18 protein-coding genes are annotated in these 19,573 nt (G+C 60.3%); 12 read left to right on the top strand and 6 right to left on the bottom strand.

The features are described from left to right. The first annotated feature begins 93 nt into the window (after positions 1–93). The gene (gene era, locus R6X40_RS28540) at positions 94–1,026 is read left to right on the top strand and encodes a GTPase Era (RefSeq protein ID WP_318418246.1); all 933 of its coding nucleotides are present in this window, start codon (positions 94–96) and stop codon (positions 1,024–1,026) included. A 34-nt stretch (positions 1,027–1,060) separates the two neighbouring features. Here the strand turns inward: era and arsH are convergent, their stop codons facing one another. The 4 genes from arsH to R6X40_RS28560 are packed head-to-tail and all read right to left on the bottom strand — an operon-like array spanning position 1,061 to position 3,250. Continuing rightward, on the bottom strand, positions 1,061–1,786 hold the full coding sequence (arsH, locus tag R6X40_RS28545) for an arsenical resistance protein ArsH (protein ID WP_318418247.1): 726 nt from the start codon (positions 1,784–1,786) through the stop codon (positions 1,061–1,063). Continuing rightward, the gene (arsC, locus tag R6X40_RS28550; protein ID WP_318418248.1) at positions 1,761–2,183 is read right to left on the bottom strand and encodes an arsenate reductase (glutaredoxin); all 423 of its coding nucleotides are present in this window, start codon (positions 2,181–2,183) and stop codon (positions 1,761–1,763) included. Before arsC ends, arsH begins: the two co-directional genes overlap by 26 nt. Before the next feature lie 16 nt (positions 2,184–2,199). After that, positions 2,200–2,901 carry an MIP/aquaporin family protein gene (locus R6X40_RS28555; protein ID WP_318418249.1) on the bottom strand — a complete coding sequence of 234 codons (702 nt, stop codon included), beginning with the start codon at positions 2,899–2,901 and terminating at the stop codon, positions 2,200–2,202. Further along, positions 2,894–3,250, bottom strand: coding sequence for a helix-turn-helix transcriptional regulator (locus tag R6X40_RS28560; RefSeq protein ID WP_318418434.1), 357 nt, complete (start codon positions 3,248–3,250; stop codon positions 2,894–2,896). Before R6X40_RS28560 ends, R6X40_RS28555 begins: the two co-directional genes overlap by 8 nt. A 175-nt stretch (positions 3,251–3,425) precedes the next feature. On the opposite strand from R6X40_RS28560, the gene R6X40_RS28565 reads away from it, so the two are divergent. From R6X40_RS28565 to R6X40_RS28600, 8 genes are all read left to right on the top strand, one after another. Next, a complete protein-coding gene (locus R6X40_RS28565; protein ID WP_318418251.1) occupies positions 3,426–4,424 on the top strand; it encodes a glutathione S-transferase family protein in 999 nt (332 codons plus the stop codon). A 299-nt stretch (positions 4,425–4,723) separates the two neighbouring features. Continuing rightward, positions 4,724–5,980, top strand: coding sequence for a cyclopropane-fatty-acyl-phospholipid synthase family protein (locus R6X40_RS28570; protein ID WP_318418252.1), 1,257 nt, complete (start codon positions 4,724–4,726; stop codon positions 5,978–5,980). A gap of 124 nt (positions 5,981–6,104) precedes the next feature. Next, complete coding sequence (locus R6X40_RS28575; RefSeq protein ID WP_318418254.1) at positions 6,105–8,426, top strand: Tex family protein; 2,322 nt, start codon at positions 6,105–6,107, stop codon at positions 8,424–8,426. A 95-nt stretch (positions 8,427–8,521) separates the two neighbouring features. After that, on the top strand, positions 8,522–9,286 hold the full coding sequence (gene recO, locus R6X40_RS28580; RefSeq protein WP_318418256.1) for a DNA repair protein RecO: 765 nt from the start codon (positions 8,522–8,524) through the stop codon (positions 9,284–9,286). Continuing rightward, entirely contained in the window at positions 9,283–9,792 is a 510-nt protein-coding gene (locus R6X40_RS28585; protein ID WP_318418257.1) for a PaaI family thioesterase, read from the top strand. The genes recO and R6X40_RS28585 overlap by 4 nt, the downstream gene beginning before the upstream one ends. A 168-nt stretch (positions 9,793–9,960) precedes the next feature. After that, a complete protein-coding gene (locus R6X40_RS28590) occupies positions 9,961–12,819 on the top strand; it encodes a DUF2339 domain-containing protein (RefSeq protein ID WP_318418259.1) in 2,859 nt (952 codons plus the stop codon). Positions 12,820–12,858: 39 nt separating this feature from the next. Then, complete coding sequence (locus tag R6X40_RS28595) at positions 12,859–13,515, top strand: HD domain-containing protein (protein WP_318418261.1); 657 nt, start codon at positions 12,859–12,861, stop codon at positions 13,513–13,515. Positions 13,516–13,596: 81 nt separating this feature from the next. Continuing rightward, positions 13,597–14,442: an MOSC domain-containing protein gene (locus tag R6X40_RS28600; protein WP_318418263.1), complete on the top strand. Its 846-nt coding sequence runs from the start codon at positions 13,597–13,599 to the stop codon at positions 14,440–14,442. 24 nt (positions 14,443–14,466) lie between these two features. Here the strand turns inward: R6X40_RS28600 and R6X40_RS28605 are convergent, their stop codons facing one another. Beyond that, positions 14,467–15,456 (bottom strand): aldo/keto reductase, encoded by a 990-nt coding sequence (locus tag R6X40_RS28605; protein ID WP_318418265.1) that lies wholly within the window; start codon positions 15,454–15,456, stop codon positions 14,467–14,469. A 438-nt stretch (positions 15,457–15,894) separates the two neighbouring features. On the opposite strand from R6X40_RS28605, the gene R6X40_RS28610 reads away from it, so the two are divergent. After that, positions 15,895–16,050, top strand: coding sequence for a hypothetical protein (locus R6X40_RS28610; protein ID WP_318418267.1), 156 nt, complete (start codon positions 15,895–15,897; stop codon positions 16,048–16,050). A 163-nt stretch (positions 16,051–16,213) separates the two neighbouring features. Here the strand turns inward: R6X40_RS28610 and R6X40_RS28615 are convergent, their stop codons facing one another. After that, the gene (locus R6X40_RS28615; RefSeq protein WP_318418268.1) at positions 16,214–17,152 is read right to left on the bottom strand and encodes a phytanoyl-CoA dioxygenase family protein; all 939 of its coding nucleotides are present in this window, start codon (positions 17,150–17,152) and stop codon (positions 16,214–16,216) included. A 124-nt stretch (positions 17,153–17,276) separates the two neighbouring features. Between R6X40_RS28615 and R6X40_RS28620 the strand changes: the two genes are divergently transcribed. Together R6X40_RS28620 and R6X40_RS28625 are read left to right on the top strand one after the other, a co-directional pair. After that, entirely contained in the window at positions 17,277–18,143 is an 867-nt protein-coding gene (locus tag R6X40_RS28620) for an AraC family transcriptional regulator (RefSeq protein ID WP_318418269.1), read from the top strand. Positions 18,144–18,252: 109 nt separating this feature from the next. Beyond that, the gene (locus tag R6X40_RS28625; RefSeq protein ID WP_318418270.1) at positions 18,253–19,497 is read left to right on the top strand and encodes an MFS transporter; all 1,245 of its coding nucleotides are present in this window, start codon (positions 18,253–18,255) and stop codon (positions 19,495–19,497) included. The last annotated feature ends 76 nt before the right edge of the window (positions 19,498–19,573 follow it).

Raw genomic sequence — 19,573 nt, forward strand, 5'->3', positions numbered from 1 at the left:
TTCCTCCCGAAAGATCAGGCAATCCTTTGACAGACAATTGCGATTTTGCGCGCCTCAGCGGTGCCGGTCGCCCAATCGGAAATTACGGACACCATGAGCGAAACAGAACCAACAGCAGTAGAAACCGAAAAGGGCCCGACCCGGTCCGGTTTCGTCGCCCTGATCGGCGCCACCAATGCCGGCAAGTCGACGCTGCTCAACAAGCTGGTTGGCGCCAAGGTGTCGATCGTCAGCCACAAGGTGCAGACGACGCGCGCTATCGTGCGCGGCATCACCATCCACAAGAACGCCCAGATCGTCTTCATGGACACGCCCGGCATCTTCAAGCCGCGCCGCCGTCTTGACCGCGCCATGGTTACGACCGCCTGGGGCGGCGCCAAGGATGCCGATGCGATCATGATGCTGATCGACAGCGAACGTGGCCTGAAGGGTGATGCGGAAACCATTCTTGAGGGTTTGAAGCATGTCGAACAGCCGAAGATGCTGGTCCTCAACAAGATCGACCAGGTGTCGCGTGAAGACCTTTTGAAGCTGGCAACTGCCGCCAACGAATTCGTCGATTTCGAACGTACTTTCATGATCTCGGCGCTCACCGGCTCGGGCTGCGACGACGTGCTCGATTATCTCGCCATGAAGCTGCCGGAAGGTCCGTGGTATTACCCGGAAGACCAGATTTCCGACTTGCCGATGCGCCAGCTTGCTGCTGAAATTACCCGCGAAAAGCTGTTCCTGCGCCTGCATCAGGAACTGCCCTATTCGTCGCATGTCGAGACGGAGAAGTGGGAAGAGCGCAAGGACGGCTCGGTGCGCATCGAGCAGGTCATCTATGTCGAGCGCGACAGCCAGAAGAAGATCGCACTTGGCAAGAACGGCGATGCGATCAAGGCGATCTCCATGGCCTCGCGCAAGGAACTCTCCGAAATCCTCGAACAGCCAGTCCACCTGTTCCTGTTCGTCAAGGTTCGCGAAAACTGGGGCGATGATCCCGAGCGTTTCCGCGAGATGGGCCTGGAATTCCCGAAGTAACAAAAAGGCGCCGGAAACGGCGCCTTTTTCTATGTCATATGCTCCGCAACTCCACCCGCTGTTCGAGTTTTTCAGCATCTTCCTTGCGTTCGCTGTAGCGGTCAGTGAGGTAGCCTGAAGCATCCCGTGTCAAAAGCGTGAACTTCATCAATTCCTCCATCACGTCGACGACGCGATCGTAATAGGCTGACGGTTTCATTCTGCCGTCGGCGTCGAATTCTTGATAGGCCTTGGCAACGGAGGACTGGTTGGGGATGGTGATCATCCGCATCCAGCGCCCGAGAATGCGCATCTGGTTGAGTGCGTTGAAGCTCTGCGAGCCGCCCGAGACCTGCATGATCGCCAGCGTTCGCCCTTGTGTCGGCCGCACCGACCCGACAGACAGCGGTATCCAGTCGATCTGTGCCTTCATGATGCCGCTCATGGCACCGTGCCGCTCCGGGCTGACCCAGACCTGGCCTTCCGACCACAGGGAAAGATCCCGCAATTCCTGTACCTTCGGGTGACTGGCCGGAGCGGCGTCGGGGAGGGGCAGGCTTTCCGGACTGAAGAATTTCACCTCCGCGCCGAAATGGGTCAGCAAGCGGCCGGCCTCCTCGGCAAGCAGGCGGCTGTAGGAGATGGTGCGGAGCGAGCCGTAGAGGATGAGAATACGGGGCGGGTGACCGGGAGCAGGTAATCGCAACGCACGCATGTCCGGTTGGCAAAGATGTGCCGTACTGGCTGAGGGCAAATCAGACACGTCGCTTGCCTCCTGCATCAAGAACCTGTTCGCCGTCTTCCTTGGCAAAGGCGCCCTTGTGCGTCTGCGGCAGGATGTCGAGGACCACCTGGGACGGGCGGCACAGGCGCGTGCCCATCGGCGTGGTCACGAACGGCCGGTTGATCAGGATCGGATGCTCCAGCATGGTGTCCAGAAGCTGATCGTCGCTGAGGGACGGATCGGCAAGGCCGAGCGCCTCGAAGGGGGTGCCTTTTTCGCGGATCGCCTCTCGCACAGTGAGGCCTGCAGCCGCAATCATCGCCTTCAGTTGATTTCGGCCCGGCGGGGCCTGCAGGTATTCGATTACGGTTGGCTCGATCCCGGCATTGCGGATCATTGCCAGCGTGTTGCGGGAGGTGCCGCAATTGGGATTGTGATAGATGGTGACGGTCATGACTGGCCTTGAGGGATTAGACGTTGACGGAGGGTTGGCGTAGCAACCAATTCATCAGTGCAAAGGCACAAAGCGCGCCCAGGAGTTCGGCAGCGATGAAACCGGGCAGATCGAGTGGACGGATTCCGGAGAAGGTGTTGGTTAGCGATCGCGCCAGCGCCACGGCGGGGTTGGCGAATGACGTCGATGCGGTGAACCAATAGGCAGCGGTGATATAGAGCCCCACCAGCCATGGGATGGCCTTCTGCTCGAAACGCATACCGGCAAGGACAACGCCGATAAGGCCAAAGGTTGCTACCCACTCGGAAAACCATTGCGGGCCACCTGTTCGAGCCTTCAGCGAGACCTCGATCATCGGCAGGTTGAACATCAGATGTGCTGCCATTGTGCCGAGGATACCGCCGCCAACCTGTGCCGCGACATAAAATCCGAGTTCGCGGCGCGGCAGTTGGCGTTTTAATGTGAAAATCAATGAGACGGCCGGGTTGAAATGCGCCCCGGAGATTGGTCCAAGAATGGTGATGAGGACCACCAGTATGGCGCCGGTCGCCAGCGTATTTCCAAGCAGCGCCAGTGCATTGTCGTCGCTTAAGGTATTGCCCATGATACCTGAGCCGACCACGGTCATGACCAGCAGGCAGGTTCCAAGCGCTTCCGCGGCGACCCGGCGGTTCAGTCCAAAGCCTTGCGATTGCCGATGCTCGTTATCATCAGGCATGGCCTTTTTCCTTTGGAGTGCAGCAGGGAACGAGATCGGCGATCAGTGGTGCACAAAGATCGGGATGACCGGCGCAGCAGTCTTTCAGCAGAAACGTCACCACTTGGCGAAGGCTGTCGAGGCTGGCGCGGTAGACGATGGATCGGCTTTGCCGCTCGGCCGTGATCAGGTCCGCCCGCTGCAGGGTCGCCAGATGGGTCGACATGGTGTTGTGGGGAACGCCGAGCAGGCGGGCGATTTCGCCTGCAGGCAACCCGTCAGGTTCATGGGTAACGAGCAGCCGGAAGGCATCCAGCCGGGTGGTTTGGGCGAGGGCTGCAAGGGCATTGATGGTTGTCGTATTGTCCATATGTCGAGAGTTATCGACATAATAGGATTCCGTCAAGATGGATACTGTTCTGGCCGCCGATGCCGATCATCGAACAGTCTGTCGAACATCCGCAGGCTTGCTGCATGTTCACGTGCATGAGATTTGATTGGTGAAGTTGAGCGTATCCTCATGCAGGGGAAGAAGGACAATTACGATGCCACAGCTGGTCGATGGAAAATGGGAAACCGGCGATGTCGCCGCCAGCGAAATGAAGAACGGCGCTTTTCACCGCGAGCCGACCAGTTTCCGCAACTGGATCACGCCGGATGGCGAGCCGGGACCCGATGGCCAGACATCTCTGCCCGCTGAAGCCGGCCGTTATCAGCTGTTCGTCGCCTTCATCTGCCCCTGGGCATCACGCACGTTGATGATGCGCGCTCTGAAAGGCCTGCAGGACATCGTTTCAGTGTCGATCTCCGAGCCTGAACTTGGCGAAAACGGCTGGACGTATGCGCAGCCGCAGGATGCCGGTTCGCGCGTTGGAAAAATCCGTTATCAGCACGAGCTCTATACGGCGTCCGACCCGCATTATACCGGCAAGGTCTCCGTTCCGGTGCTCTGGGACCGCAAGGAAGGCCGCATCGTCAACAACGAGTCCTCTGATATCATCCGCATCCTCAACACCGCTTTCAATCACCTGACCGGTGATACCGGAGATTTCTATCCGCAGAGCCTGCGCGGGGACATCGACCGCTGGAATGCGCCGATCTATGAGCGGGTCAATAACGGCGTCTACCGGGCAGGTTTTGCCAAGACGCAAGGGGCTTACGAGGAGGCCGTGATCAGCCTTTTCGACATGCTGGATACGCTGGAGGCGCACCTGTCCGCCAAGCGTTACATCGCCGGGTCCCATTTTACCGAAGCGGACATCCGCCTGTTCGTCACATTGATCCGCTTCGATGCCGCCTATCATGGCGCCTTCAAATGCAATCTGCGGCGGCTGGAGGACTATCCGAACCTGTCGAGTTATCTGCGTGAAATCTATCAATGGCCGGGCATTCGCGAAACGGCGCGCATCGATCACATCAAGCGAGGCTATTACTCGATCGCCCATATCAACCCGACGAAGGTCGTGCCGCTTGGCCCGCTGATTGATCTTGACCGCCCGCATGACCGTGCAAAGCTTGCGGGGCAGGGCGTGATGGCGGCCTGATCCTCGAATTTGCTAAGCAAATAAATCCTTGAGGGACCAGTGCAGCCATTGCGCAGCGCCAAAACGGCACTATTTTAACGGGTGTTCTGATGGATAGAGCTCTCTGACAGGAGCGCCCAGACGACCTGTCGTGCGGACGGATGGCAACCGCCTTTGCGAATTGCCGATATACCGTTCCCCGGACGACGCCGACGGCGCGCCAGATTTGGTTCTTCTCGTTTCCGAACGTCCGGCAAAACCAAAGCCGGCGGCACGTGACCATTCACCAGAATGCTCTGCATCTGTGGTTGAGGTCCGGGATGAACACGACATTTCTGAAAATTTTCAGACGGCTGGTTCAAAAAGGCAATCTGACGCTCGTCCTCTCGTCTGGAGAGCGGGCCATTCTCGGCGACGGGTCCGGTATTCCGGTGACTGTGCGGACGCTGGATGAGGACGCCGAAAAGGCGATCCTGCACGATCCGGGCCTTCGGTTCGGGGAAATGTATGTCGAGGGGCGCATCGTCATCGAAGAGGGCAACATTTTCGACCTGTTATCGATGGTGAAGGCCAACGGTATGGAAAAGGCAGCAACGATCAGCAACACGGCGACGGCACTCCTGCATGTGGCCGAGCAGCAGATTAAAAGCCGTCTGCCGGTCAACCGCAACAAGCACAATGTTGCCCACCACTATGATCTCGACGGCAAGCTGTTCGACCTGTTCCTCGATCAAGACTGGCAATATTCCTGCGCCTATTTCGATCCGCCCGGGATCAGCCTTCACGAGGCGCAGACGGCGAAGAAGCGCCATATCGCCGCCAAACTTCTGCTGGAACCCGGCCAGACGGTGCTGGAAGTCGGGTCCGGCTGGGGCGGTATGGGGATGTATCTGGCCGAATCCTCCGGTGTCGATGTCACCGGCATTACGCTCAGCGAAGAACAGCTAAAGGTCTCCCGCACTCGGGCTCAAAAACGCGGGCTTGAGGATCGTGTCCGGTTCGAGCTGCAGGATTATCGGACGATGATCGATCGCCAGTTCGACCGTATCGTCTCGGTCGGCATGTTCGAGCACGTCGGCATGGCCAATTACGCCAGCTTTTTCACGAAAATGGCCGGACTGCTGGCACCCAAGGGCGTGATGGTGCTGCATTCGATCGGCCAGGCGGAAAAGCCCTGGGCGACCAATCCCTGGATCGAGAAATACATTTTCCCCGGCGGTTACATGCCGGCGCTATCCGAGGTGGTTCCGGCGATCGAGAAATCACAGCTGGTGATCCGCGATATCGAGATCCTGCCCATGCACTATGCCCACACGTTGCGGGCGTGGCGCGAACGGTTCACGGCCCGCAAGGAAGAGGCAATCCAGCTCTACGACGAGCGTTTCTTCCGTATGTGGGAATTCTATCTCGCGTCGTCAGAAACGGCTTTCATCTACGACAACCTTTCGATCTTCCAGATCCAGCTGTCGCACGAGCTGGATGCGGTGCCTTACACGCGCAACTACATCGGCGAGCGGGAAGCGGCCTTACGGGAGTTCGAAAAGACCCGCCCGCCGCTGGAGCCGGTGGAATTCTAGGCCACCGGCTGGCAGAAAGCCGGTATCCATCTGTGGACGCGCCGAGGCGAAGGTGCGCCTTCACTTGGCCTTGATGGCATGTGCATCTATGCTCCCTGCACATCTCAACTGAATCCGGAATTCCATGTCCCTGCCATCAAAGTCCATCGCCGTCCTCATCGCCCAGGAAATCAAGGCGACGCCTGCCCAGGCGATCGCAGCTATCGAGCTTCTGGACGAGGGCTCGACCGTTCCGTTCATCGCCCGTTATCGCAAGGAAGTGACCGGCGGTCTGGATGATACGCAGTTGCGCAACCTTGCCGAACGACTGGTCTATCTGCGTGAACTCGAAGCCCGGCGGTCCTCCATTCTCGATTCGATCCGCGGGCAGGACAAACTGACGGCAGAGCTCGAAGCCAAGATCGCCGGTGTCACAACCAAGGCCGAACTGGAAGATATCTATCTGCCCTACAAGCCGAAGCGCCGCACCAAGGCCGAGATCGCCCGCGAGCGTGGCCTTGGGCCTCTCGCCGAAGCCATCCTTGCCGACCGGGCTGTTGCGCCCGCAGACCGTGCCAGCGCCTATATCACCGCCGATGTGCCGGATGTGAAGACGGCGCTCGATGGCGCCCGCGACATCATCGCTGAAGGCATCACTGAAAATGCTGATCTGCTCGGCCGGCTGCGCGCTCATATGCGCCAGGTCGCCTTGATGCGGTCGAAGGTCGTTGAAGGCAAGCAGGATGCCGGCGCCAAATTTTCAGACTATTTCGATCATTCGGAGAAATGGGCAACCGTTGCGGGACACCGGGCGCTCGCCATGCTGCGCGGCTGGAACGAGGAGTTCCTCTCGGTCGATATCGTCGTCGATCTCGATGATACCTCGCCGGTCAAGCCGGTGGAGCGCACGATCGCCGCTGCCTACAGGGTTGGCGGCACATTGGCGGGCGACAAGTGGCTGATGGAGATGATCGGCTGGACCTGGCGCGTCAAGCTGTCGATGTCGCTGTCGCTTGACCTGATGCGCGAATTGCGCGAGCGCGCCGAGGAAGAGGCGATCCACGTTTTCGCCCGCAATCTGAAAGACCTTTTGCTCGCAGCCCCCGCCGGATCGCGCGCCACCATGGGTCTCGATCCGGGCATCCGCACCGGCGTCAAGGTGGCGATCGTCGATGGTACCGGCAAGCTGCTTGAGACTACGACTGTCTATCCGTTCCCGCCGAAGAACGATATTCGCGGCACGCAGGCCGAACTTGCCAGCCTTGTGCGCAAGCACAAGATCGAGCTGATCGCCATCGGCAACGGCACCGGCAGCCGCGAGACCGAACGTCTGGTCGCCGATATGCTCACCCAATTGCCGGCAGGCCCGAAACCGACCAAGGTCATCGTCTCGGAAGCAGGCGCGTCGGTCTATTCCGCTTCGCAGGCGGCAGCCGATGAATTCCCGGGCCTCGACGTGTCGCTGCGCGGTGCTGTCTCCATCGCCCGCCGCCTGCAGGACCCGCTTGCCGAACTGGTGAAGATCGAGCCGAAATCGATCGGGGTAGGTCAGTACCAGCATGATGTCGATCAGGGCCGTCTCAACCGTTCGCTTGAAGCTGTCGTCGAAGATGCGGTGAATGCCGTCGGCGTCGATCTCAATACGGCGTCGGCCCCGCTGCTCGCCCGCGTCTCCGGTCTTGGAAAATCATCCGCGGAAGCCATTGTCGCTCACCGCGATGCGACCGGCGCCTTTACTAGCCGCAAGGACCTGCTGAAAGTGCCGCGCCTTGGCGCCCGTACCTTCGAACAGTGCGCCGGCTTCCTGCGCATCCGTGACGGCAAGGAGCCGCTGGATGCCTCGTCTGTACATCCGGAAGCCTATGGCGTCGCCAAGAAGATCGTCGCTGCCTGTGGCCGCGACCTGCGTGCCATCATGGGCGACAGCGCTGCGCTGAAGCAACTCGATCCAAAAGTCTTTGTCGATGAGCGCTTCGGTCTGCCAACGGTCAAGGATATCTTCGCCGAACTCGAAAAACCCGGCCGCGACCCGCGCCCGAGCTTCAAGACTGCCACCTTCGCGGATGGTGTTGACGACATCAAGGATCTGAAGCCCGGTATGCTGCTCGAAGGCACGGTCACCAACGTTGCCGCCTTCGGTGCCTTCGTCGATATCGGCGTGCATCAGGACGGGTTGGTTCATGTCTCTCAGCTCGCCGACCGCTTCGTCAAGGACCCGCATGAAGTCGTCAAGGCCGGCGATGTCGTGCAGGTGCGCGTCACAGAGGTGGATATCCCCCGCAAGCGTATTGCGCTCACCATGCGCAAGGACGGTGCCGCAGAGTCAAGTGGCCGTGAGATGAAGAGCGATCCGAAGGCTGCTGCACAGGCGCGCCAGACCTTGTCCCGCGTCGAGCAGCAGAAACCGCAGGCGCCGTCGCAAGGCGCTTTTGGGGCGGCACTCGCCGAGGCGATGAAGCGGAAGTAAGACGCTGAGCACAGGAAAAATCGATTGCCGGGACCACCGGCAATCGAGCTGCGCCCTGATTGTCTTCGCCTGCTGCCAGGGGTAAAACTTCAGACATGCAATGGAACGATCAGGCCATCATCATCGGCGTCAAGCGGCACGGGGAAACCTCCGTCGTCGTCGAGGTGATGACGCGCGTGCGCGGCCGCCATCTCGGGCTTGTGCGCGGCGGCCGGTCGCGGACGATGCAGCCGGTGCTGCAGCCCGGCAACGAGGTCGAGGTCACCTGGCGCGCGCGGCTCGACGAGCATCTCGGCGAGTTCAAGATGGAGCCGGTGCGGCTTCGCGCAGCGCGTTTGATGGAAGCGGCCACCTCGGTCTACGGCGTTCAGGCCATGGGCGCGCTCTTGAGGCTGCTGCCTGAGCGCGACCCGCATCCGCATCTCTATGAAGCACTCGATGTCATCCTCGAAAATCTGCACGATCCCCGCGACGCAGGCGAGCTGTTCGTGCGCTTCGAGATTGCGGTTCTGAACGATCTCGGCTTCGGGCTCGATCTGGCGAAATGTGCGGCGACCGGCACGCGCGACGAGCTGGTCTATGTCTCGCCAAAATCCGGCCGCGCCGTCAGCCGCGCGGCAGGCGCACCCTATGCCGACAAGATGCTGGCGCTACCGGGGTTTCTCGCCGAAGGCGGTGCTGCCGATTATGAAAGCCTGTCAGCCGCCTTCCGCATGACCGCGTTCTTTCTCCACCGCCATGTCTACGAGCCGCGCGGCATCGGCCTTTCGGCGGCCCGCGACGGTTTCGTTCAGGCGGCACTGAAAGCCTTGAAACCGCAAAGCAGCATCGTCTCCCCACAAGGAATCCCCAACGAATGACGGTCGAACTTTACCCTGGAATGACTGTGTCGGGCATCGGCACGGTGCCGCTCGAGGCTGTCGCGCGCGACGGCGGGCTGAAGGCGATGCTCGATCTCCTGGCAGGCGTCCACCCCGCGCCGCCGATGGCTGCGACACTCAAATTCGGACTGACCGAAGTCGAAGAGGGCAGGGTCGTGTTCGCGGGCCTGCCCTCCACCGAGCATCTCAATCCGCTGGGCACCGTGCATGGCGGCTGGGCGGCGACCATCATGGATTCGGCGCTGGGTTGCGCCGTCATGACGACGCTGAAGCCGGGCGAGGCCTACACGACCGTCGAATTCAAGGTCAATCTGGTCCGCCCGCTGCTGCCCGGCATGGGCGAGGTGTTCTGCGAAGGCAAGATCGTCCATCGCGGCCGCACGTTGGCAACCTCGGAAGCCTGGCTGAAGGACAAAAACGGCAAGCTTCTGGCGCACGGCACGGAAACCTGTGCGATCTTCCCGATCGAAAACCTGATGCGCTAGGCCTGTAAGCAGGCCGGTTCGGCACCGGGAGATCAGGCCGCCGGATAATGGCAGGTTTGCAATAATCCGGTGAAGAGATGACCGTGCTCAGCCGTCTTAGAGTTGGCCTTTCACCGAAAAGCTGTATGGTCGGCAGCAATGCACGGGTACCGGTGCCAGGGAGAAAACATGCTCGAAGTCATTGCTTTCGCTGCTTTTGGTCTAGCGCTCGCAGCATTTCTGAACGGACGCAAGACAGCCGAAAAGCTGGATATCGAGATTGCCGCGCTGAAGGAGCATCTGGCGCAGCTTGAAGCACTTCGTCCGGTTGTTCCGGGCGTTGATTCGGTGGTTGAGGCCGCCGATCAGCCGGAGGTGGTGGAAAGTACGCCGCAACCGGTGGCAATACCACCAGTGGAGCGCAAGCGCCGCGGTGAGATCGAAAAAGGCGATGCCATCTTCGGCGGGCCGCCGCTCAGCCAGGATGCTGTCGAAAAGGCTTCGCGCGGCGAACCGGTGGCCGCGCGCGCTACCGGAGTAACCGCCATCGACGCTGTCGCGCCCCGCCAGAAGGAAAGTCTCGAAAGTCGACTTGGCGCGCGCTGGGCCGTCTGGGTCGGCGGTATCGCGCTGGCGCTCGGCGGTATCTTCATGGTCAAGTATTCGATCGATGCCGGATTGCTGAGCCCGGCGGTACGCCTGTTCATGGCGGCGGTCTTCGGTCTGGTTTTGATGGCCATCGGTGAGTTCGTTCGCCGCCGCGCCGTGCCTCTGGTCGCCGACGCATTTCAGAATGCCATGATCCCCGGCATTCTGACGGCGGCGGGTGCCGTCACGCTGTTCGGCGTGTGTTATGCTGCCCACGGCGTCTACGGTTTCATCGGGCCGGTGACGGCATTTGCGCTGTTGGCCCTGGTATCGCTTGCCACCGTCGGTCTATCGCTGTTGCACGGGCAGGCGCTGGCCGGCCTTGGTTTGCTCGCGTCGTTGATCACACCGGCACTGGTATCGTCTGAAAGCCCAAGCCCTTGGAGCCTGTTCGGATTTCTCGGTGTCGCCTGGATCGCCACCCTTCTTGCTGCCCGCATCCGCCGCTGGACAGTGGTGCCCTCGATGGCCAATATCGGCCTTTGCCTTTGGGCACTGGCCTATATCGCCTCCTCGGCGCCGTTCGAAACACGGCCGGTGACGCTGATCATGCTGGTAATGATCGCCGGTATCGCCTTCATCTGGCCCGGCAGGTTGGCTGGCGTCCTCGATAGCGAACCGGCAGGTACCGATCAGCCGCTTGCGGCGGCGCGGACGTCTTGGGAACGCACGATGACACCGCCCTTGGTCGCGATTACGGTAACGGCCGGAATTTCCGTTCTGCTGACGGCGCTGGCGATGATCAGCCCACTCGCCACAGCGTCCGGCTATCCCGTCATCGAATTCAGTCTTGTCGTTGCGGCTCTGGCGGCATTCGGCGCGCTGCGCAGCTATGCCGTCTATCCTGCCATTCTTTCCGCAATCGTCGCTGTCCTCGGTGTCTGGAGCATGACGGCGCTCAGCGGTCTTTTGACATTCATCGACCCGACGATCCCCGGTCATGTGGCAACCTTGGCCGTTTCCGGCCACACCGCGATGTTGGCTAGCATGGCGCTGTCCTGCGTCTTCATCGCTCTGGGGGCTTTCGCCATTCACCTGCACGGGAGAGATCGTCCGCCGCTGGCAACGATCTGGGCCGCCATTACCGCAATCGTTCCGGTCGCACTCATTGGCATGTCGCTGCTGATGACCGGTAACCTGACATTCGACCTGCCGCACGGACTGTTTGCGCTGGCGGCGGGGTTGGTACTTCCCGGTCTCGCCGAGTGGTTTTCACGCAGCAAGGTACCCGATGACGGGCTAGATCTGCCGCAGGCATTTCTGATCGCCGGTTCTCTCGGCCTCATCGTCATCGCGCTGCATGCTTTGACGGATGGGGTTGCCACCACAATCCTGATTGCGCTTCTCGGCACCGCCTATGTTGCAGCCACACGTATACGCTCGTGGCCAGCGCTGCCGTGGATGATGGTCGGTGCTGCCATCGCCGTGCTTGCCCGCATCGCCTGGGAACCGACCATTGTCGGTCCGCTCAATCTTGGCAAAACACCGGTCTTCAATGCGCTTCTCGCCGGCTATGGCATTCCGGCGCTGCTGCTCGTTCTCAGCGCATTCGAGCTTCGTCGCTGGCCGGACCTGAGGGTGCGAAACCTGCTGCAGGCGCTCGCCAGCCTGTTCGTGCTGCTGACCGTGGCGATCATCGTTCGCCATGCCATGAACGGCGGCGTGCTTGACAGTGCAGTGCCGACGCTGGGCGAACAGTCGATCTATACGCTGCTCGCCATCGGTGCCTCCGGCATCATGATGACACTCGACCGGAAATCGCCAAGCCCGATCTTCCGCTATGGCAGCATGGTGATCGGTATCCTGTCGATCCTTTCGATCCTCGGTGCTCATCTGATGGGGCTCAATCCGTATTTCAGCGGCGAACTGCTTGGCTCGATCCCGTTCTTCGATCTGCTGTTGATCGGCTATCTGCTGCCCGGATTGGGGTATGCCGGTCTTGCCTGGTATGCGCGCGGCAAGCGGCCCATGCCTTACGTGACTGTCCTTGCGGTGGCGGCTGCCGTGCTGGTCTTTGCCTGGGCAACGCTGTCCGTGCGCCGTTTCTGGCAGGGACAGAATATTGCCGATTGGAAAGGGTTCCTGCAGGGCGAGACCTACACCTATTCCGTGGTCTGGCTGCTGCTCGGCGTGGTGTTGCTGGTGCTGGGATCGCGTTTCAACGCCAAGAGCATCCGCATCGCTTCGGCGGTGCTGGTCTTCGTCGCGGTGCTGAAAGTGTTCCTGATCGACATGGCCAATCTGGAAGGTTTCCTGCGCGCCTTGTCGTTCATCGGCCTTGGGGCCGTGCTGATCGGCATCGGGCTGTTCTACCAGAAGATCCTTTCGGGTAAGGCGAGTGCCGAACCGCCGCAGGAAGCGCTGGTGGACATGGACGCAGAACCGGGTCAAACAGCCTGAGTGTTTCGATTGCCCCGCAGCCATTAGGACAGATGCCGTATGAGCCACAGTGCTTCGCTCGCCGATGCTTTCGCGCCTCACCAGGCCCTTGCAGAACAATTGCTGCCGCATGCCGTCTCCGGCAATGACGGCTCTCACGATGCCGCCCATCTGATCCGGGTGTGGAAGAATGCGCTGCGCATCCATGGTTCGGAGGGCGGAGACCTGCGCATTATCGCAGCCGCGGTTCTGCTGCATGATTGCGTCTCGGTCGAAAAGAATTCGCCCGATCGTGCTCATGCCTCGCGGCTTGCCGCGGAAAAGGCCTTCGAGGTACTGGATGCGTTGGGCTGGCGGACCATGGAAATTGCTGCGGTCGGCCATGCGATCGTCACCCATAGCTTTTCCGCCAATATCCCGCCGGAAAGCCTGGAGGCTAAAATCCTGCAGGATGCCGACCGGCTCGATGCGATCGGCATGATCGGCGCCGCCCGCTGCTTCTACATTGCCGGGCGGATGGGCAGCGGGCTCTACGATCCGCTCGATCCATTGGCGGAAGATCGCCCGCTGGATGACAAGGCCTTTGCCATTGACCATTTCGAAACAAAACTGTTCAAACTGACGGATGGTTTCCAGACGGCGGCCGGCCGCGCGCTTGCCCGTCAGCGGCAGGAAAGACTGCGAACGGTGCTCGGCATGCTGCTCGAGGAAATCTAGCCAAACCAAAGTCTTGCTATGATGTCCGGATTCAATCTGCAATGTGCTTGAATCACAATCTGAACGCCTGGGAGTGACGACATGAAGGTGACCGGTCTTAATATCCACCCGCTGAAAAGCGGCCGCGCCATCGCCCAGACCTCGGTTTCCATCCAGCGCGACGGCTTGGCTGGAGATCGCCGCTTTATGGTTGTCGATCCCGATGGAAAATTCATCACCCAGCGCGAACTGCAGCTTTTGGCACAGGTCGAAGCGACGCATGTGACCGGCGGCGTGCATCTCAAAATGGGCACTCGCACGGTTGCCGTGTCCTTCGATCCGGCGAAAAGGCTGGATGTCCGCGTCTGGGACAGCGAGGTCAACGCCGCCGTTTCCGAGGATCGCGTCAATACAACGCTTTCCGATTGGTTCGGCCGTCCGGTCAAGCTGGTGCATATGGATGACCAGGCCCGGCGCGCCGTTGGCGAGGAATGGGCAGGCACGGCGGCGCCCGTCGGTTTCGCGGATGGTTTCCCCGTGTTGATCACCACCACTGCGTCACTGGCCGATCTCAACGTTACGCTGATTGCCAAAGGGCAGGAGCCGGTCGGCATGGACCGCTTCCGCACCAATATCCTGATCGACAATGACGAGCCCTGGGAAGAGGATTTCTGGGAAAGCGTCGAGATTGGTGGCATCACCTTTGATCTCGTCAAACCCTGCGCCCGCTGCATCATGACGACGCAGGATCAGGTGACCGGTGATCGGATCGGCGGCAACCCGATCCAGGGGCTCGCCGAAAAACGGATGTCGGCCGACCGCCGCGTGCCCGGCGTGCTGTTCGGCTGGAACGCTGTGCCGCGCTCTGAAGGAACCGTCAATCTTGGCGACGAGATGCGGATCGTCAAAGTGCGGGAAGACCGCTGGCCGATGAAGATCAGGGCGTAGAACCAATCACACCGAAGAACCGGATCAACGCTGCAATGCGGCGTCGATTGCAGCCATCGTCGATGCGGACAATGGCCCTTTTTCCAGCGCACCGGCATTTTCCTCGACCTGCTTTACCGTGCGAAAGCCGGGGATCGGTAGCGTGTTTGGCGAGCGCGCCCAGAGCCAGGCCAATGCGCCCTGGGTCAACGTCCGCCCATCTGTTTGCAGCAGGTCGCGGATCGTTTCCAGCCGGCGCGAGAATTCCGGAGATACCACGCCGTCGCGAAAATATTTCAGCCAGTCGAGATCGGCGCTGCGCACATCGTTTGCCGCCAGCCGGTCGCCCGGTTTGAACTTGCCGGACAGCAGACCCATCGCCAATGGGCCACGGTTGATCGAGATGAGATCCGTTTGTTCCACAAGCGCGATCATTTGATCTGCCGGTTCCAGCACGTTCATCGTGTGCTGGACCGAAAGAAAGCCATCGCGCCCGGCAAAGCGCGCCGCGCGTTCCGGCCAGTCCGTGCTCCAGCCATAGGCCGTGATCTTTCCCTCGGCTCGCAGGCCATCGAGCGTGGCGAAGACCACATCGGCCTCGACCGGATCGAATTCGTTGAGATGAAATTGCAGCAGGTCGATCCGCTCGCGCTTCAGCCGCTTCAGTGACGTTTCCACGGATGCCCGGATGAACTCCGGTGAGGCGAAGGCGCCGGTCGCCTGTTTTGTCACCGGGTCGGTGGCAAAACCGAATTTGGTTGCGACGACGATATCGGGATGATCGCTAAGGGCCTCGCCCAGAACCGCTTCGGAATGGCCGGCGCCGTAGTTCGATGCCGTATCGAAGAAGCGGATGCCAAGTTCAATGGCGCGATGGATCGCCCGGATCGATTCCGCGTCATCGACATCACCCCACCCGAGCGGCACATCGCCGGCATAGAACGGCCCGCCGATGGCCCAGCAACCCATGCCGAGACGCGGGATCCTGCTCCCGTCCCAGAGTGTGATGCTGGTTGGTTTCGTTCTGTCGAGCATGATGGCCTCCCTTGGAATAACCGGTGGAGGCTATCAGCCGTTTCGCCGGCACCATACAGACAAGCTTGCAGGGCACTCTTCACGCCTGAAAAACGCGAGAGCGATTTCTTGCAGGCATGCCGGTTGGCGAAGGCATTGGAGTTCTGTTCGCGTTTGCTGTCGGCCTAATCCCCAGCACCACGAATGAAAAGAGCGCCGACGAGGCCGACCAACACAACACATTCAAGGATGAACATGGGCCATTCGTGAGACATGAGTGATTGTAGCAGAACCGGGACCTTTGTTTGTAAAGTTTTAGTGCAGAATGTCGTTGATGCGGTCCGTTGACCGCATGAATACCGTCACGACTGGAAACTGCACCCTCCAATCCCCATATCTCTACCACTGGCACCACTGCAGCCTTGTGCGCCCGGTGCCGACCAATCCCAGGAGACAGCCGTGACCAAAGAAACAAAGGCGGAAACGCCGGGCAGAGACGTGATTGCGTTCGCGAAGAAACACCGCGTTGCAATCGAGGATGCCCAGAAAATTCTTGAGCAGTTCGGCGACGACCGCAAAGCCGCAGACAAGGCGGCCCGGCGAATAGCCGCTTGATGTGAAAGAGATGCGGCACCATCGAAAACGGTGGTGCCGCATCTCAATTGAACTGACCTCGGTTTGCACTTCGGTGCTTCGCCTTTTCGAGTTGCCCGGCGATGTTCGGTCCGGAAGCTCTCCGCGGTTGGGAGCCGATCAGCCGGCGCCTGCCGAAGCTGTGCTATTTTCCGCTTTTCAATCCCAGCAGTTTTTCGCCGAGATCGCTCAGTGTTGCGGTCTTTGTATTGTGTTTCTCCCATTCGCGCGGATCGCCGGGAAAGGCGTCGCGCTGGGGGTAGTCGAGTTCGCGCCACAGCCGGATGCGTTCCTGCCGTTCGGTCTCGTTGTCTTCTTCGGCCGGATGCATCGAGATATATTGCGCCATTCGCACCCTGTCACCGGAATGGTTCGGCCGCACGCCATGGGCGAGCAGCGAGTTGAAGATCAACAGATCGCCGGGCTCCATCTCGATATTGATGACATCAAGGCCCGTCGTATCGGGATGCATCGGGTCGCGGTCGGTGGGCTGTGTGTCCACCCATTGCTGATGATGCTCGAACAGCCAGGGAATGCACTGGAACCCGCCGACATCGCCATCCTGCTTTTTGAGGCTGAGTACGCCTTGTACGCCGATCGGCAAGGGGGCGATCGAGGTGTCGATGTCCCAGTGGATGAAGCCGTTCGGATTGCCCTTGACCCGCTTCGGCGGATTGAGGTTCGCCCGGTCGATGGTCACCCAGAGATCCTCGCGGTCCCAGATATCGACGAAGGCGCCGTAGACCCGCGGCTCCTGCCGGTTGTCCCAGAGAAACTGGTGATTGTAGATCTCCAGCATGCCGGTGTTGTTAAGCTCCTTCATCTTGTGTTCACGGCGCTGCGGTGCGTACCAGGTGTCGGGATTGGCCGGGTCCTTCTCGTCGAACTGCCAAAGCAGATTGACCAGCCGCTCGACATTGGCCATCGGCACGGCTTGACGCACGATGACATAGCCGCGGGTGATCCAATGCTGCCAATCGGCCTCAGACAACACCCGCAGCGGCAGCGTTTTCTGGATCTCCTTCAGCGGCGTTTCGACTGAACTGCTGGTCGGATGGCTATCTTTCTTGGCGGCTGTCTGCATGGCGGCTTCCTCTGTCCACGACGTGTTTCGATGAGGAGAGAATAGCCGCCTAAGAATGATCATGTTGCACCAATGGCGCGAGTTCTGATACTATTTTGGCGTTTATGGTAATCTGGATGCGCGAATGAAGCCACATCTCGAGCGTTTGCGCCCCTCCGCCGATTCGTCCTGGTCGATGCTCAATCGCAGGCTGGATGATGGCATTCCGTTTCAGTGGCACCATCATCCCGAACTGGAATTGACACTGACGCTCAATTCGCGTGGGGAGCGCTTCATCGGCGATCATATCGGACCCTATGACGACGGCGACCTCGTGCTGGTCGGCTCCAATCTGCCGCACACCTGGTGTTCCGCCGAAAGGATCGATACGGAGCGGCCGCATGTGGCGCTGGTCCTGTGGTTTCGCCCGGAATGGGTGGAGGCTCTGGATGCGACCTTTACGGAGCTTGCCGCTGCCCGGACGATGCTGATGAGCGCGCGACCGGGGTTAAAATTCTCACCGCATTTTGCGGCGCAGGCGCGGCCGCTGATCGAGGCCGTTTTCACCGAGGCGCCGGAAGACCGGCTTCTCAGGGCCATCCGCATCCTGACATTGCTTGCCAGAGATACCGAGGCAAAACCCCTGTCGAGCACGCTGGCTGTGCCGGCGCCGGGGCAGGGCGACCGCGCCCGTCTCGACCGGGTGCTCGATCATATCCATCTGAACTATGCCGAAAACCTGCCGGTTGATGTGCTCGCCGGTCTCGCGGCGCTCAGTCCCTCCGGCCTTCACCGCCTGTTCGGGCGTCATCTGCAGACGACAATATCGGACTATGTGATGCGTCTGCGGATTGGTGAAGCCTGCGCCCTGTTGTCGGCAACCGACCGGCCGATTGCTTACATCGCCGGCGAGGTCGGTTACGCCTCGCTCGCCAATTTCAATCGCCAATTCAAGGCGTTGAAGATGCGGACGCCGCGGGATTATCGCAACAGTTTCCGTACGCGCCGCTGAACTAAGGGGGATCATCCATCAATATGGCTGATCGCAACGTCATTTTATTTCGCTTTTTTAGCAGGATGTCACAGCGTAGATTGCAGCTCCCATCACACGGAGTCGCCTCATGTCCGCCGTTTCCACCGCCTCCGCTACGCGGGCACCTGCCGCCAGTCCCGGTCTGCCCTGGCTGATCATCATCGCCGGCTCTCTCATCGCGGTTCTGACCTTCGGGCCACGTTCGGCCATGGGCTTTTTCCAGCTGCCAATGCTTGCCGATACCGGCTGGGATCGCACCACATTCGGCCTTGCCATGGCCTTCCAGAATCTGGCCTGGGGCGTCAGCCAGCCGTTCTTCGGGGCGATCGCCGATAAGTATGGCTCCTGGCGAGTGCTGGCCTTTTCCGGCTTCATCTATGCCGCCGGCCTGATCATTATGGCCTTCGCTGATGCGCCGATCTGGCTGCATATTGGCGGCGGTGTCATGGTCGGGCTTGGTGTCGGCTCTGGCTCCTTCGGCATCCTGTTGTCGGCCTTTGCCCGCAACGTCACACCCGAGCAGCGCTCGATGGCCTTCGGCATCTGCACGGCGGCCGGTTCCGCTGGCATGTTCCTGTTTGCGCCGTTGAGCCAGGGCCTGATTTCAAACTTCGGCTGGTCGGACAGCCTGATCTACATGAGTGCACTGATGTTGCTCGTGCCGCTGTTTGCCATCCCGCTGCGCGGCAACTCGTCGTCAGGAACCCAGAAGGAAGTGCAGTACAAGCAATCGATCGGGGAGGCGCTGAAAGAAGCGCTCAGCCACAAGAGCTACCTGCTGCTGGTCACGGGCTTCTTCGTCTGCGGCTATCAGGTGGCCTTCATCACCGCGCATTTCCCGGCCTATATCGGCGATATTGGCATTGATGCACGCTATGCGGTGATCGCGCTGGCGCTGATCGGCTTTTTCAACATCATCGGCTCGCTGGCTGCCGGTTTCATCGGCCAGCGCTATTCAAAGCCCTATTTTCTGTCGTGGATCTATATCGGCCGATCCGTCGTCGTCTCCGCCTTCCTGCTTCTGCCGCAGTCTCCCACATCGGTGATCATCTTTGCCGCCGTCATGGGTCTGTTGTGGCTATCGACTGTGCCGCCGACAAACGGTCTCGTCGCCATCATGTTCGGCACGCGCCATCTCGGTCTTCTGGGCGGCGTCGTCTTCCTGTCGCACCAGATCGGCTCGTTCCTCGGTGTCTGGATGGGCGGTTATCTCTATGACCATTTCGGTTCGTATGATCCGGTCTGGTGGCTCGGAGTGGTGCTTGGCATCTTTGCCGCCATCGTCCATTGGCCGATCGAGGAAAAGGCCGTCGTCCGTCCGGCCATGGCCTGATACCCGCAAAATCTTGCCCTCCCGCTGAAAATAGCGGGAGGGCATTCTTGAAAACCGTCACAAAACTTTCTAAATC

The sequence above is a fragment of the Rhizobium sp. PL01 genome (assembly GCF_033447125.1).
Taxonomy (GTDB): Bacteria; Pseudomonadota; Alphaproteobacteria; order Rhizobiales; family Rhizobiaceae; genus Pararhizobium.